The organism is Brevibacterium sediminis (assembly GCF_024895295.1).
In the GTDB taxonomy this organism is placed as follows: Bacteria; Actinomycetota; Actinomycetes; order Actinomycetales; family Brevibacteriaceae; genus Brevibacterium; species Brevibacterium sediminis.
Window position 1 is genome coordinate 474762 of sequence record NZ_JAHQRN010000001.1, and the last position, 14790, is coordinate 489551.

14 protein-coding genes and 2 tRNA genes are annotated in these 14790 nt (G+C 63.9%); 10 read left to right on the top strand and 6 right to left on the bottom strand.

Translation table 11 applies throughout. From position 1 onward, the window contains the following. Nucleotides 1–171 precede the first annotated feature (171 nt). The 3 genes from KTJ89_RS02175 to ettA all read left to right on the top strand — a co-directional run bounded on the left by KTJ89_RS02175 (nucleotide 172) and on the right by ettA (nucleotide 3384). A complete protein-coding gene (locus tag KTJ89_RS02175) occupies nucleotides 172–765 on the top strand; it encodes a single-stranded DNA-binding protein (protein WP_259356728.1) in 594 nt (197 codons plus the stop codon). A 101-nt stretch (nucleotides 766–866) separates the two neighbouring features. Further along, nucleotides 867–1592 carry a DUF6993 domain-containing protein gene (locus KTJ89_RS02180; RefSeq protein ID WP_139466998.1) on the top strand — a complete coding sequence of 242 codons (726 nt, stop codon included), beginning with the start codon at nucleotides 867–869 and terminating at the stop codon, nucleotides 1590–1592. A gap of 109 nt (nucleotides 1593–1701) precedes the next feature. Beyond that, entirely contained in the window at nucleotides 1702–3384 is a 1683-nt protein-coding gene (gene ettA, locus KTJ89_RS02185) for an energy-dependent translational throttle protein EttA (protein WP_172169223.1), read from the top strand. A gap of 209 nt (nucleotides 3385–3593) precedes the next feature. On the opposite strand, the gene KTJ89_RS02190 is transcribed toward ettA, so the two are convergent. Further along, nucleotides 3594–3839: a hypothetical protein gene (locus tag KTJ89_RS02190; protein WP_229663906.1), complete on the bottom strand. Its 246-nt coding sequence runs from the start codon at nucleotides 3837–3839 to the stop codon at nucleotides 3594–3596. Further along, nucleotides 3836–4744, bottom strand: coding sequence for an acyl-CoA thioesterase (locus KTJ89_RS02195; protein ID WP_172169226.1), 909 nt, complete (start codon nucleotides 4742–4744; stop codon nucleotides 3836–3838). Before KTJ89_RS02195 ends, KTJ89_RS02190 begins: the two co-directional genes overlap by 4 nt. A 95-nt stretch (nucleotides 4745–4839) precedes the next feature. Between KTJ89_RS02195 and KTJ89_RS02200 the strand changes: the two genes are divergently transcribed. Then, nucleotides 4840–5382 carry an acyl-CoA thioesterase gene (locus tag KTJ89_RS02200; RefSeq protein WP_172169229.1) on the top strand — a complete coding sequence of 181 codons (543 nt, stop codon included), beginning with the start codon at nucleotides 4840–4842 and terminating at the stop codon, nucleotides 5380–5382. Continuing rightward, nucleotides 5379–6050, top strand: a complete 672-nt coding sequence (locus KTJ89_RS02205; RefSeq protein ID WP_139907946.1) for a DUF8185 domain-containing protein — start codon at nucleotides 5379–5381, stop codon at nucleotides 6048–6050. Before KTJ89_RS02200 ends, KTJ89_RS02205 begins: the two co-directional genes overlap by 4 nt. Before the next feature lie 28 nt (nucleotides 6051–6078). Here KTJ89_RS02205 and KTJ89_RS02210 read toward each other — a convergent pair whose 3' ends face one another. From KTJ89_RS02210 to pepN, 3 genes are read right to left on the bottom strand one after another with little or no spacing between them, the layout of a single operon-like run. Next, nucleotides 6079–6483, bottom strand: a complete 405-nt coding sequence (locus KTJ89_RS02210) for a globin (RefSeq protein WP_172169232.1) — start codon at nucleotides 6481–6483, stop codon at nucleotides 6079–6081. Then, nucleotides 6464–7558, bottom strand: a complete 1095-nt coding sequence (locus KTJ89_RS02215) for a mechanosensitive ion channel family protein (RefSeq protein WP_172169235.1) — start codon at nucleotides 7556–7558, stop codon at nucleotides 6464–6466. The genes KTJ89_RS02210 and KTJ89_RS02215 overlap by 20 nt, the downstream gene beginning before the upstream one ends. Before the next feature lie 12 nt (nucleotides 7559–7570). Next, a complete protein-coding gene (pepN, locus tag KTJ89_RS02220) occupies nucleotides 7571–10249 on the bottom strand; it encodes an aminopeptidase N (RefSeq protein WP_172169238.1) in 2679 nt (892 codons plus the stop codon). Nucleotides 10250–10442: 193 nt separating this feature from the next. Here pepN and KTJ89_RS02225 point away from each other — a divergent pair, with 193 nt between their 5' ends. From KTJ89_RS02225 to KTJ89_RS02235, 3 genes are all read left to right on the top strand, one after another. Then, entirely contained in the window at nucleotides 10443–11048 is a 606-nt protein-coding gene (locus KTJ89_RS02225; protein ID WP_139467006.1) for a mycothiol-dependent nitroreductase Rv2466c family protein, read from the top strand. Between the two features lie 64 nt (nucleotides 11049–11112). Then, the gene (locus KTJ89_RS02230) at nucleotides 11113–11586 is read left to right on the top strand and encodes a ribose-5-phosphate isomerase (protein ID WP_172169241.1); all 474 of its coding nucleotides are present in this window, start codon (nucleotides 11113–11115) and stop codon (nucleotides 11584–11586) included. Nucleotides 11587–11599: 13 nt separating this feature from the next. Next, nucleotides 11600–12712 carry an alcohol dehydrogenase catalytic domain-containing protein gene (locus KTJ89_RS02235; RefSeq protein ID WP_259356729.1) on the top strand — a complete coding sequence of 371 codons (1113 nt, stop codon included), beginning with the start codon at nucleotides 11600–11602 and terminating at the stop codon, nucleotides 12710–12712. Between the two features lie 153 nt (nucleotides 12713–12865). On the opposite strand, the gene KTJ89_RS02240 is transcribed toward KTJ89_RS02235, so the two are convergent. Further along, a tRNA-Pro gene (locus KTJ89_RS02240) sits at nucleotides 12866–12939 on the bottom strand. Nucleotides 12940–13104: 165 nt separating this feature from the next. Between KTJ89_RS02240 and KTJ89_RS02245 the strand changes: the two genes are divergently transcribed. Together KTJ89_RS02245 and KTJ89_RS02250 are read left to right on the top strand one after the other, a co-directional pair. Beyond that, nucleotides 13105–13178: transfer RNA gene (locus KTJ89_RS02245), tRNA-Gly, on the top strand. Between the two features lie 62 nt (nucleotides 13179–13240). Next, the gene (locus KTJ89_RS02250; protein ID WP_253903688.1) at nucleotides 13241–14659 is read left to right on the top strand and encodes a glycoside hydrolase family 15 protein; all 1419 of its coding nucleotides are present in this window, start codon (nucleotides 13241–13243) and stop codon (nucleotides 14657–14659) included. The last annotated feature ends 131 nt before the right edge of the window (nucleotides 14660–14790 follow it).

A 14790-nucleotide genomic window follows, 5' to 3' on the forward strand; every position in this document is an offset into this window, starting at 1 on the left:
GACTCGAACACACTCCGTGGGCGACTCGGACATTGAAGCTCTGTGGACGGAGAACCTCTGTCCACAGGGCATTTCATGTTTCTGGACACTGGAGCGATGGACCGGGCTGACTGGAGATCCATGCGGACGCAGATGACCGCATGGTTTCATCACACCGATTTGGAGACACCGATGTCCGCAATCCCGATCACCGTCACCGGCACCGTCGCCACCGAGCCGAGCGCGCGTACGTTGCCGTCCGGGCGAGCCTGCGCCTCGTTCAGGCTGGCCGTCAACCACTGGCGAGTCGACAAGAACACCGGCGAGTTCGTCTCAGACGGCACCTCGTGGTTCGGCGTCGACTGCTACGGCGACCTGGCGAGCAATTCCGCGACGTCGCTCAACACCGGCGCCGCAGTGATCGTATCGGGCAGCTTGAGGAATCGAGAATGGGCCACCGAGGAGCGCAGCGGAATCTCGCCGACGGTGGTCGCGGAGCATATCGGCCCCGACCTGAGGTACGGAACCGCTCATTACAAGCGCGCTAAAGCAGCCGACCGGTCACAGTCGACGACCGGAGAGTCGAACTCTGAGTCAGCCGGATCGAATGATTCGGTTTGGAACACCTTGGGCACCGCAGAAACGCCGCCGGAGTCCGAATCCGACGGCGATACCGATCGTGGCGACATCGTCGATGCCGCGAGCGGCGCCGATGCCGACATCGACACCGGTGCCGAAGATGATCCGATCGCGCAGGAGACCGCAAAAGTCGCGGCGCCCTTCTGATCGCGTGAATTCCTTGCCGTCCTGGAGAATGGATGCGCCTCGCGGCCCGTGTCATCCGCTAGAGTGAGACTGTCAATCGTCCCCTCTCGCCGAGGTTGCAGATGCGTCTTGTTCCTGTGCTGAGTGCTGCGGCACTGACTCTGGCATTGTCGGGCTGCTCGCTTCTCGGCTTCGGCGCCGATGATTCGCAGCCGCAGCCGAAGCAGACCCAGGCGAAGCCCGTTGCCGAAGTCGACAAGGTGCTCAAGGCACTCAAACCGCTGACGGGTGACAAGGAATCGGTGCCGTCGACGAAGAAGTTCTTCTCCACGATGCTCGACGCCGGATATGAGCCCGAACAGCTCGAGGCGACGATCGACGAATCGCCGCTCGGCAATGAAGTTCCTTCGAAGATGTTCGGAGTCAAGACCGACAAGGGCTGCGTCGTCGGCGAGATCCGGAAGGGCAAAGCCACCGCCGACCTCGTCCAGCCCACGGAATCGACGGGCTCCTGCCTGTTCGGCGAAGTGGAACGGCCGAAAGGTGTCAAAGCGCCGAAGGGCGAGAAGCGCGACGAAGACGGCGACTCGAACGGTGCCGGCCACCTGCCCGGCGAGGACATCAACGGCAAGGACGGGGAAACCGAGAGCCCCGTGCCGAGTGAAGACGGCTCCTCGTCGGCAAGCACCGGGGGAGCGGAAGGGACTGCGGGCTCCGAAGGCACTGACAGTTCCCAAGGAACCGATGGTTCTCAGGGCACCGACGGATCCTCCGGTGAGGGCGGGTCCGAGGAGACTTCGAGCGACGGTGGCACTTCGGGTGAAGCCCCGTCTCTCGGCGGAGGCTGAGCGCTCGTCAACGCAGGTCTGGCCGCCTCGGCGGAAGTTCGGACATCCCCGGCGGATGCCGAGCGTCAAGTGGCGCTGGGGTGCGCCGAACCGATAGCCTGAGTGCACTATGGCCGAATTCATCTACACCATGCACAAGGCGCGCAAAGCGCACGGTGACAAAGTCATCCTCGACGATGTATCGATGTCGTTCTACCCCGGAGCGAAGATCGGTATGGTCGGCCCCAACGGCGCCGGCAAATCAACCATTCTGAAGATCATGGCGGGTATCGAGCAGCCCTCCAACGGTGAAGCTCGACTCAGCCCGGGGTACTCGGTGGGCATCCTCATGCAGGAGCCGCCCCTGAATGAAGAGAAGACCGTCCTCGGCAACGTCGAAGAAGGCGTCGGCGAGATCAAAGCAAAGGTCGATCGTTTCAATGCCATCTCCGAGGAGATGGCCGATCCCGATGCGGACTTCGACGCCCTCATGGAAGAGATGGGCAAGCTGCAGGAGGCCATCGACGCCGCTGACGCTTGGGATCTCGACTCCCAGCTCGAACAGGCGATGGACGCTCTGCGGTGCCCGCCGCCGGACGCGGACGTCGCTGTACTCTCCGGCGGTGAACGTCGCCGCGTGGCACTGTGCAAGCTTCTGCTCGAGAAGCCCGATCTGCTGCTCCTCGACGAGCCGACGAACCACCTCGATGCGGAATCGGTGCTGTGGCTCGAGCAGCACCTGAAGACCTACCCGGGCGCTGTCATCGCGATCACCCACGATAGGTACTTCCTCGACCACGTGGCCGAATGGATCGCCGAAGTCGACCGTGGGCACCTCTACCCGTATGAGGGCAACTACTCGACCTACCTCGAGAAGAAGCAGGAGCGCCTTCAGGTCCAGGGCAAGAAGGACGCGAAACTCGCCAAGCGGCTGAAAGACGAACTCGAATGGGTGCGTTCGAACCCGAAGGCGAAGCAGACGAAGTCGAAGGCACGTCTGGCCCGCTACGAGGAGATGGCGGCCGAGGCGGAGAAGACGCAGAAGCTCGACTTCGAAGAGATTCAGATTCCGGCCGGCCCCCGCCTCGGTGATGTCGTCATCGAAGCGGACAAGATCGAAAAGGGCTTCGATGGGCGCAAACTCATCGACGGCCTGAGCTTCTCCCTGCCGCGCAACGGCATCGTCGGCGTCATCGGACCCAATGGCGTCGGAAAGTCGACGCTGTTCAAGACGATCGTCGGCATGGAAGACCTCGACGGCGGAGATCTCAAGGTCGGAGAGACTGTGAAGATCTCCTATGTCGACCAGTCCCGCGGCGGAATCGATCCGGACAAGAACCTGTGGGAGGTCGTCTCCGACGGGCTCGACTTCATCCAGGTCGGCAAGGTGGAGATGCCCTCCCGTGCCTATGTCTCCGCGTTCGGATTCAAAGGCCCGGACCAACAGAAGAAGGCCGGAGTCCTCTCCGGCGGTGAGCGCAACCGCCTCAACCTCGCTCTCACCCTCAAACAGGGTGGAAACCTGCTCCTGCTCGATGAGCCGACGAACGACCTCGATGTCGAGACCCTCGGCTCGTTGGAGAACGCTCTGCTCGAGTTCCCCGGCTGCGCCGTGGTCGTCTCGCACGATCGCTGGTTCCTCGATCGTGTGGCCACGCACATCCTCGCGTGGGAGGGCACCGAAGAGAACCCGGCGAACTGGTACTGGTTCGAAGGCAACTTCGAAGCCTATGAGAAGAACAAGGTCGAGCGACTCGGCGAAGACGCGGCCCGCCCGCACCGAGTCACCCACCGTCGTCTCACCCGAGACTGAGCTCAGTTCGGTCTGAGCCGAAACGGTTCCGACTCTTCTTTCGAACACAGTGATGCCCCGGTCATAGAGACCGGGGCATCACTGTATCCTTGCGGAACAGGTGGACGATGAACGCGCCCGCACAGAATCGGTGGGAGACGTGCGCTGCGTCCGCTGGCGGACCGTCCAAAACGAGCCAGCCCGAAGCCTCGACCGAATGAGGAGAAGAGTCAGTCCTCTGAGCGGCGGGTGAGTCCGCCGAGGTTCGCGATCCCTCTGAACAGCAGACGGACGAGGATCGTGCCGATGACTCCGCACACAACGGCCAACAGCCCGCAGACCGCCACATGCAGATCCGTGCGCCCCATGAACGCCACGAGACTGAGCAGCCCGATGACGAGGAAAAGCGCCACGTTGACCAGTCGGCTGAGGATGGTGCCGATGATGTCCATCATCGTCGGGTCCTTACTCGTCACTGAACCTCCTTGACCCGGACCATGCCTTCCTGGGCCACAGTAGCCAGCAGGGTTCCGTCCTGAGCGAAGATGCGGCCGTAGCCGAGACCGCGCCCACCCTGTGCGGCAGGAGACTCCTGCACATAGAGCATCCAGTCGTCGACGCGCACACGGTGGTGCCACCACATCGCGTGGTCGAGGCTGGCCACCCGCAGCCCCGGGGTTCGCCACGTCAGTTCGTGATGACGAAGGACGGGTTCGAGCAGGTTGAAGTCACTGGCATAGGCCAGAGCCGCGGCATTGAGCACTGGATCGTCGCCGAACGTCGAACTGGCTCGGAACCAGGAATGCTGTTCGGTGATCGAGGGATCCGAGACGCCCGAGGTGTGCAGAGACGGCTCGACAGGACGGACTTCGAAGGGACGCTTCCTCAGCCAGTCGCTGACGACCGGAGAATCCTCGTCACCGATATAGTCAAGCAGTTCCGGGCAGTCCTCGGGAGCCGGCAGACCGGTCGGCATCTGCTCGGCATGGCTGAGACCCGGCTGGTCGTCCTGGAACGAAGCGCTCAATGACAGGATCGGCGCGCCCTTCTGATATGCGTGGACGCGGCGGGCAGAGAACGAACGGCCGTCGCGCAGCCGCTCGACGCCGAATTCGATGGGCTCACTGACATCGCCGGCGCGCAGGAAATATCCGTGGAGCGAATGGATCAGGCGGTCACTGGGAAGTGTGGCAGCTGCTGCGACGACACACTGTGCGAGCACCTGCCCGCCGAAGACTCGACCGTCGGGTTTGTACTGACTGTGTCCGATGAAGAAGTCCGTTTCGCTGGACGCCGCAGTGAACTCGAGCCGGCGCAGATCGAGGATCTCGTGCAGCCGAGCTACGTTCGCCTCCGCTTCGGAGGATGCTTCGTCGGTCATGGGCTTCTCCCTCGGATGACTGGGCCAATCGTGCGTTCGAGTAACGATCCTATCGCGTGCGGCACCGTCGTGAGGAAGGTGGCATGATGGGAGGCATGCACTCTGGCGCCACCAACCCCCTTCTCGACGAATTCACCCGCGTACTGTTGGAACTGAGATGGGGTGATATGGACGCCTACGGCCACGTGAACAACGTCACCCAGCTCAAACTGCTGGAAGAGGCCCGCGTCCGTGCTCTCGGCTCTCCCACTCACAGCTCCGATGCACCGACCACGCCGGGAGAGCACGGGGTGACCGAGACGGTCAGCGGGGTCGAGATACCGACGATCTTCGCCGACGCCTCTGCCACCACCGAGCTGCTCGTGGCCTCCCACGCCATCGAATACCGTGCCCCGATTCCCTATCGGACCGGACCCATCGCCGTCGATCTCGTCATCAGCGATGTGCGACCCGCCTCGGTGACGGTGGGCTATGTCATCTGCGAACCGGACGGTTCGCGCACCTACACGGTCGCCGAGACCGTCATCGTCTTCATCGACATCGCCAGCGGCCGGCCGCGACGCCTCAGCGAAGCCGAGACCGTCGCCATGGAATCGGTGCTCGGCACGCCCGTTCCGCTGCGGAGGGCCCGACGATGACGGATCTGCATATCAGTGACCCGCTGGCGATGCGGGATCTCTCCGCCTTCACTTCTCTGGCGCACAGGGCAGATGCTGACGGAGCGATGCGACTGCAGGTCGCCTCCGACGTCCTGGCCGCCACCGTGGCACCGCTGTTCCCACACGGGCTCGGCGATTCGACACCGCTGGTGCTGGCCATGCGGATGCTGCGCCTGCACGACCACGAACAAGACGGATTCGACGAGGCGGTGCCGCTGTCGAATCTGCTCGACCGCTTCGCCCGAGACGAGAATGGAACCACTCTGCCGGTGCCGCCGAATTCGGTGCTCGTGTCGTGGACCGGGATCGCGCCCCCACGCGGGGGCTGGTCCGAGTACGACACGATCAGCGTCGGGCGGCTCCACGAGACTGCGGAGTCGGGGATCGCAGAGATCAGCACCGGTGCGCCCGAGGGTTCCGGGGGACACGCGGTCAAAGCTCTGCGTTCCCGCGTGTGGTCACGTCCGATGGCGGGCGAGCAGGGAACCGGGATGCCAGGAGGATTGGCCTTCGCAGCCGCTGCCCTGCGCTTCATTCCACCGCCGGGGCGCGATGACGACCGTCAGCTGCGCATCATGGAATCCGGAGGCTGGCTGCGTCTCGTCGCCCCAGGCGGTCACCTGCTCACGCGTGCCCGCGGACTGTGATCAGCGGTCTGTGGTCACCGGAGAGTGATCACCGGATGTTCGGGTTCGTATTCACCATCGCGGTCGCTGCCCGCTGGAAGTAGTCCCAGAACATCTCGTCGTACAGCGGCGGCAGGCTCACATCGTCGAGCGCCGCGCGCATGCAGCGCAGCCAGCGGTCCCGGGCATCGAAATCGATCGGATAGTCGAAATGCCGCATCCGCAGTCGCGGGTGACCTCGCTGCTCCTGGTAGGTCGACGGTCCCCCGAAATACTGCTCGAGGAACATCTGCAGACGGTGCTTCGCCCCCTCCAGCTCATGGCCGTCGGGATACATCGCAATTAGCTGAGCATCCGCATCGACATGCTGGTAGAACACGTCGACGAGGCGGGTGAACGTGTCATGCCCGCCGACGGCCTCGAAGATGGAACCGTCAGTTGTTGTCTGCGACATCGCTCGATCCTTCACTGGGGGAGTCCTCCTGCACGGTGCTGCGGATCTCCTGGTCACTGGGCAGAGGCGAGGGATTCTCGGAATCCTCGGCGACTGCCGGAGCCATCGCCTTCTCCTGAGCGGGCAGGGTACGCAGAACCGTCTCCTGCACCATACCGATCTGTCCGCCGCGCTTGGCCAGCTGGGTCATCAGTTCGGCACGGAAGGCACGCTCGACCAGCCACTGCAGGTTCGGCTTGGTCTTGACCATCGTGCGGATGACCCGGTGGGAGCCCGACAGCGACTGGACACCGGCGATCTCGGGATCCTCCAACATCGCACTGGCCAGCTCGGGATCCTTCCGCAGAGTGCGCGTGATGTCCGCGGTCATCTCGCGGTACTCATCCATCGAGGTCCGGTAGTCGAGCGGGATGTCGAGCACGGCACGAGCCCAACCCTGGGACAGATTGCCCACACGCAGGATCTCGCCGTTGCGCACATGCCACAGGGTGCCGGTGAGGTCACGGATCTGGGTGCGGCGCAGGCCGACGTCCTCGACTTCGCCGACGGCTTCGCCCAGGTCGACGGTGTCACCGATTCCATACTGGTCTTCGATGACGATGAAGAATCCCGACAGGTAGTCGCGGACGAGCTCCTGAGCACCGAAGGCGATGGCAACACCGGCGATACCGGCAGAAGCGAGGATCGGGGCGATGTTGAAGCTGAGCGCATCGAGGATCATGAGGACCGCGATGACACTGACGAGGATCGTCGTCACCGACGAAAGCATGCGCCCCACGGTCTTCGCCCGCTGGGCTCGGCGCTGCTTGATCGTCTGCTCATCGATCCCGGTCCGCTGAGCCTCAAGCGCCGTGGCGGAGAACTTCGCTCGGCCCGCGCTTTCGGCCTTCTCGCTGCCCACCGTGCCCTTGGCCACCGCAGTGGTGAACCGGCGGATGAAGAGCCGGATGATGAGGTTGACGACGATGGCGCCGATGATGATCACGGTGATCTTCAGCGGAGCGCCGAGGAGGAAGGTTGCCCAATCGAAGTCACTTGCGTTCTGAACAGTGGAATCTATTGCATCGGTTGTCATGATCTTTCGAGACTAACTGTGAAGGTTCAATGATCCCTTGGAAGCGCTGGACACACGCTGAACCTGCAGCGCCCGCTTCGCATCGGCGAGGTTCTCCCGCATCAGCCGCACCAGGCCCTTCGGTGCTGAGGGGTGATCGTCGAGCCACTGTGACGTGGCGTCGACTGTGGCAGAACTCACCGGTGGGTACAGCCGCAGAGTCATCGTCTGCGCCATCTCCAGGGTCCGCGTCTCCCACCAGCCTGCCACCCGTGCGAAGTATTCGTCGGCGAAGGACCGCAGCGGCGCCTCGGCGGCGATGGAATCCCCGGAGTTCGTCTGCAGCCCGGTACCGAAGCCGAGAGCGAGCGCCCCGAGTTCCGAGTTCGGCAGATCTGCATCGTCGACCATCCGTGTGAAGGTCTGCGATTTCGACGCCGAGGTGGGGCGGCTGGCCCGCGCTGTCGCGGCGTGGCGGACACCGGTGGCGCTGGGGTCTCTGCGGCTCATCTCCTCGACTGTCGAATCATCGACGGCGTCGTTCGAACACAGGCCGATGATGATCTCCCATGTGAGATCGGTGTCCAGGGCGATCCCATAGACGCGTTCGGTCTCCGGTCGCAACCAGGACTTCAGCCGATCCAGCTGAACGGGTGTGGTCGCGTGACGGATGAATCCGCGCACGAACTGGAAGGCCTGGTCCGATCCTTCCTCGGTCGCCTCGAGGACCTCGAGGAAACGGTCAGCCACCTCGGCGTGCATCCTCTCGCGCTCCTGCGGCGGCAGGTAGGAGCCGACCGCGGTATCGAGCTGGCGCATCTGCGTGAGCAGTCCGGAGGAATGGGTGATGGCGCCCAGATGGGTGAGCACAGTGTTGATGTAGTCGTGGACGGGCCGTTCTCCGTCACGGACTTCATCCCACAGCGTTGCCAGCACGAGGAGCTGGGTGAGCGAATCGTCGAAGTCACCCAGTCTGTTCGCCGCAGTGTCCATGCTGCGGGCGTCGAAGCGGACCTTCGCATAGCTGAGATCGGCGTCGTTGACGACGATGACATTGGGCAGGGCCAGGCCTCGAGCCTCGTCCACCTCTGCGGATTCTCCGTCGATGTCGAGGGGGAAGGAATGAGTGCGTTGCAGACGTCCCTGCCCGTTGTCCGAATAGAAGCCGACGGCCAGCCGGTGCGGACGCAGCGACGGGGTCGGCTGACCCGGAATCGACCAGGGCTGCTGAGTCACGCGCAGGCTCGAGATCGTCTGCTCGTCCGTTCCCGATGCCTTGGCCGTGCCATCACCGGCTCCAGTGGTGACGACGGCCTCGAGGAGGTTGACTCCGGATTCCTCCAGCCACAGCTTCGACCAGCTCTCCAGATCCCTGCCCGAGGTAGCCTCGAGCTCCGTGAGCAGATCGGAGAGCTCGGTGTTCGACCACGCGTGCTTGTCGAAGTAGCTCTTGAGGCCGGAGAAGAACTCCTCGCGACCGACCCAGGCCACGAGCTGTTTGAGCACGGAAGCGCCCTTGGCGTAGGTGATTCCGTCGAAGTTGACTTCGACATCGGCAAGGTCCTCGATCGGGGCGACGATCGGGTGCGTGCTCGGCAGCTGATCCTGTCGGTAGGCCCAGGACTTCTCGATCGTGGCGAAGGTCGTCCACGCATCGGCGAATTCGGTGGCCTCGGCCGTCGCCAGCGTCGACATGAACTCGGCGAAGGACTCGTTGAGCCACAGATCGTTCCACCAGCGCATGGTGACGAGGTCGCCGAACCACATATGGGCGAGCTCGTGGAGGATCGTGACGGTCCGGCGCTCAACAAGAGCCTCGGTTGGACGTGACCGGAACACATAGTTCTCGAGGATCGTCACGGCGCCGGCATTCTCCATCGCTCCGGCATTGAACTCGGGCACGAAGAGCTGATCGTACTTCTCGAACGGGTAGGAGACACCGAATTCGCGTTCGAAGAACTCGAAACCGGCCTTCGTGATCCGGAACAGCTTCGTCGCATCGAGGTGTTCGAGCAGAGACGCGCGGCAGTAGAGGCCCAGAGGAACAATCGAACCGTCGGAGGAAGTCAGCTGCGAATGCACGGACTCATACGGGCCGGCGATGATCGCGGTGATATACGACGAAATCGGCGTGGTCGGGGCGAACTGCCACACCGCCATGCCCTCCTGCGGTTCCTCTCCGAGCTCGGCGAAGGTCTCCTTCGCGTCGCTCGGAGTCGGAGTGGGGGAGTTCGAGACGACGGTCCACTTCTCCGGCGCGATGACGGTGAAGGAGTACGGAGACTTGATATCGGGCTGCTCGAACACGGGGAAGACACGGCGGGCGTCAGGGACCTCGAACTGAGAGTAGAGGTAGACCTCGTCATCGATCGGGTCGACGAATCGGTGCAGACCTTCTCCGGTGTTCATATAGGCGAAATGGGCATCGACGATGAGTTCGTTCTCAGCGGCGAGGCCGGGAAGGGTGATGCGGGCCGGTGCGACCACCTCGGCGAGGTCGAGGTCCGTGCCGTTGAGTCGGACGCGCTCGACACTCGCGGTGATGGCGTCGATGAATGTCGTCGAATCCGCTGCCGCGGTGAACCGGATACGTGAACGGACGCGGAAACTCTCACCGACTCCTGTGAGGATCAGAGTGTGCTCGTAGCTCGAGACGTCCACGATGGCTGAACGTTCGCGTGCTTCGTCGCGTGTGAGATTGTGTTGCGGCACAGTGAGGTGACCTTCGCTTCGGGAACCGGGTGTACTCGGTCATTCTTTCATGGACAGGCTCCGCTGCGGCGGTGTCGGTGCGACGGATCGCGATTCGGCCACCGTCACCGAGGATGGCCGGTCTTGATAGATTGAGCACTGACACGATGGGTGCCCGGCACGGGACCCTCGAGCGTTTGACGGAGGAGAGACAGTGAGCAAGGAAACACTCGATCTGTGGTTCGACACGGCCTGCCCGTGGGCATGGATGACCTCACGCTGGGGACTCGAAGTGGCGAAGGTCCGCGACGTCGAGGTGAAGTTCCACCCGATGAGCCTGAACTTCCTCAATCGGGACAAGGACATTCCCGAGGACTACCGGGCACTGATGAACCGGGCCTTGGCCCCGATGCGCATCGTCACCGCCGCGATCGCCGAGCACGGTGAGGAGATTGCCGAACCTCTCTACACCGCGATCGGCACAAGGATCCACCCGGGCGGAGAGAAGGACTTCGAGAAGGCAGTGTCCGAGGCTCTGGCCGAACTTCAGCTGCCCGCCGACCTCATGAAGTACGGCGAGACCGATGACTACGACGCGCAGCTCCAGGCCTCCCACGACGAGGCTCTGAGCTTGGTCGGCGACGATGTCGGCACACCGATCTGCCGTGTCGCCGGAACCGCGTTCTTCGGTCCTGTCGTCACCCCCGCTCCGAAGGGAGAGGACGCCGGACGCCTCTTCGACGGAGTCCTCGCGGTCGCCTCGACGCCGGGATTCTTCGAACTCAAGCGCACACGTGACCAGGGCCCGAACTTCGACTGAGACTCAACGGTCCGCACAATCAGCGGACTCGATCGATCAACAGATCCCACCGAAAGGCAGACATATGAAGGTTCACCTCGGCACCGACCACGCCGGATTCGAATTCAAGGAGGTCCTCAAGTCCCATCTCGAGTCGGCCGGTCACGACGTCGTCGACCACGGCGCCCTTGAATATGACGCGCTCGATGACTACCCGGCCTTCTGCATCGCCGCGGCACAGGCCGTCGTCGATGATCAGGCCGCCGGTCAAGAAGCACTCGGAGTCGTGATCGGGGGATCGGGCAACGGCGAGCAGATGGCCGCCAACCTCGTCAAGGGTGCACGCACCGCTCTGGCTTGGAACCCGGAGATCTCGAAATTGGCCCGTCAGCACAACAACGCGCAGATCGTCGCCGTCGGTGCCCGCCAGCACCCGGAAGCCGATGCGATCGCGATCGTCGATGCATTCTTGGCCGAGCCGTTCTCCGGCGATGAGCGTCACGAACGTCGCATCGACATCATGGCGAAGTATGAGGAGCAGGGCCGGCAGGCTCTGTAAGAGGGAGAACACTGTGAAGATCCACGGCGCTGTTCTGCGCGAGATGCAGCGGCCTCGGCCATTTGCCCAGTCGCAGCCGATGTCGGTTGAGACCCTCGAACTCGATGAGCCGGGTCCCGGTGAGGTGCTCATTCGGATGACGGCGGCCGGGGTCTGCCACTCGGATCTCTCTGTCGTCGACGGCAACCGTCCCCGCCCGCTGCCGATGCTGCTCGGGCACGAAGGCGCGGGAGTCGTTGAGAAGCTCGGCGACGGCGTCGATGATCTCGAGATCGGCCAACAGGTCGTCACAGTGTTCCTGCCTCGCTGCGGGGAGTGCGCGAACTGCCGCACCGACGGAAAACTTCCGTGCACGCCTGGCAGTGCGACGAACGGAGCAGGGACCCTGCCGTTCGACGGACACAAGGTGCGTCTCCACGACGACACCGGCGCCGAGGTGCTCCACCACCTCGGTGCGTCCGTGTTCGCCACTCACGCAGTGGTCAACCGGGCATCCGTGGTTCCCGTCGACGACGATGTTCCCGCCTCCATCGCTGCGGTGCTCGGCTGCGCCGTGCTCACCGGCGGGGGAGCGGTGCTCAATGCGGGACGGCCGGGACCGGATGATGAGGTGATGATCGTCGGTCTCGGCGGAGTCGGAATGGCCGCACTCATCACGGCTCTGTCGATCGAGACGGCCGGAGTCATCGGCGTCGACGCGAACCCCGACAAGCTGGTGCGGGCGAAGGAACTCGGCGCCATCGAGGTCTACACCCCCGAACAGCTCGGGGAGCGGAAGGCTCCGATCGTCATCGAATGCGTCGGGCATGCTCGGGCCTTCGAGACCGCGTTCACGGCCACAGCCGTCGGCGGGACGACTGTGACGGTGGGGTTGCCCGCCCCGGACGCGCAGTCTCACATCACCCCGGTGACCCTGACAGCCGAGGCCCGGACCGTGATCGGCTCCTATCTGGGGTCGGCAGTGCCGAGTCGGGATATCCCCGTCTATGCCCAGTTATGGAGAGAAGGCAAGCTGCCCGTCGAGGAGCTCATCTCCGACACGATCAAGCTGAACGAGCTCAACGAGGCCTTCGACGCGCTCTCCGACGGGACGGTCGTCAGGCAGGTCATCGACTTCGAGGCGTGAGCCTCACCTGAGATGTCTCCTTTGGTACTACCTGACGGCGGCTGAGCAACCTAGCGCCAGGTATCTGGGCCGCCCTCAGGTAGTAATTGGGGGCCAGCGTATTTCGGCATGACGAAGCCGCCCGGACCGATCGGTCCGGGCGGCTGGAGTCTGTCGGGATGACAGGATTTGAACCTGCGACCCTCTGTTCCCAAAACAGATGCGCTACCAAGCTGCGCCACATCCCGCGACGGCTCCTATCTAACCACAGGCGGGTCGCGACGTGCACCTTGTGAATCGCGCAAACCCGTCAATGCGATGCACCTCACATTGAGATCGCAGGGGTGACACAGGTCACCGAATGTCGATTTGGCGCTCGAAGAAGTTCTCGACTATAGTCGAACTCGCAACACGGGGATGTAGCTCAATGGTAGAGCCTCAGTCTTCCAAACTGATGGTGCGGGTTCGATTCCCGTCATCCCCTCCACAAGCCGGTCTGACCTGATGGTCAGGCCGGTTTCTTCATTCCCGGACGGGTAAGATCCTCAGATGACCACAGTCGATCAGCCGCCGCAGAGCACGCCCTTGCGCGATGAGCGGGACACTGCGTCGGCGATCGCCCGGCCCAGCCGGCGAGCGATGCTCACCGGAGCGGTCGCCGGGATCGGTGCGATCGGTCTCGGTTCGGCGATCACCGCAGCCCTCGCCGAGGCGGCCCAACCGGATCCCGTCCGCTCGGTCACCGCCGCCTACACCGGATCAGGCCGGCGTGAGGCCCTCGACGCCGTCGCCGCGCGACGCCTGCCCGCACAGTCACGAGTCATGCCGGATCTGTCCGATCCGGGCCCGGCCCGGAGGCAGCGGGAATTCCTCGACAGCTGCGAATCGTGGCTGGGATCTCTGCCTGCCCATCGCCGCGACCTCGCTGTCTCCGCCCTGCTCGACCTGTGGGTCCTCAGCGACGAGCTGCCCGCGCCGGTCGCCGGATGGGCCGGTGCTTGGCGCTATGTCTGGCCGCGGGACACGGCCTTCTCTGCAGTGGCTCTGGCGCGGGTCGGGTTGTCGGAACTGTCATGGAGCCATCTGCGCTGCCTGCAGTCCGTACAAGCGGTCGACGGGTCGTTTGCCGCCCGCGTCGACCCGTCGACCGGACTGCCTCCGGACGATCGCGAGTCGCAGTTCGACTCCCTCGGTCTCGTCCTGTGGGCGATCTCCGAAGTGCATTCGGTCTCCAGGGCGACGGCCGCTCAGTTCGACCTCGGCGAGTTCGATGACCTTCTGCGACGGACCACCCGGCGTCTCTTCGACCTCACCGACCGCGGTCGCAGCCTGCCTCCGGTCGGCCCGGACTATTGGGAGGTCGGAGAATCCCAGGTCACCCTCGGCTTGGCCGGACCGACTCTGGTCGGGATGAACTCACTCACCGCACTGACGAAGGCGGATTCGGAACTGTGGGGCCGCCTCGGCGAGGATGCGGCAGCCGTTCTGCTCGCAGCGGATGATTTTCGTGCGACCTTCACTCGAACCTTCGGAGCCAATGGGATGCAGCGGTACCCCACCTCGGGCGGATCGGATTCGGCCATCGCCTACCTGCCTGCGGCCGGGCTCGTGCCGAATCGGTCAGAGGGGATCTACGCGCTCGAACCCGAGGTTCTCGCCGGCGTCTGGGACCACCTCGAGCAGCCGGCCGGAGGGATCAAGCCCGGACACGGCTGGATCATCGACCGCTCCAGCTGGACGCCGTCGACGTCGCTCATGGCGCTCGGCTTCGCGCGCCTCGGGATCAGCGACCGAGCCGAATCGATCCTCGATTGGCTGGCAGGGCACCGCACGAGCGCAGGGTCTCTGCCGGAGAAGATCAGCGGGGACGGCGATCCGGTCTCCGTGGCGCCACTGTCGTGGACTGCGGCCAACGTCATCATCACCCTCGACGAACTCTATGGGCACCGAGGTGGAGCGAGCTCGTGAAATCACCCCGGTTTCGCGTATCGGGCGGGGTTTCGCGTAACATAGGGGATTGCGTCTTGCGGACGTGCGCGAACTATTCGTGGACTTTCGCTCCCTCTAAGGTCACGAGATGACCGATCAGGCTGTGAGAT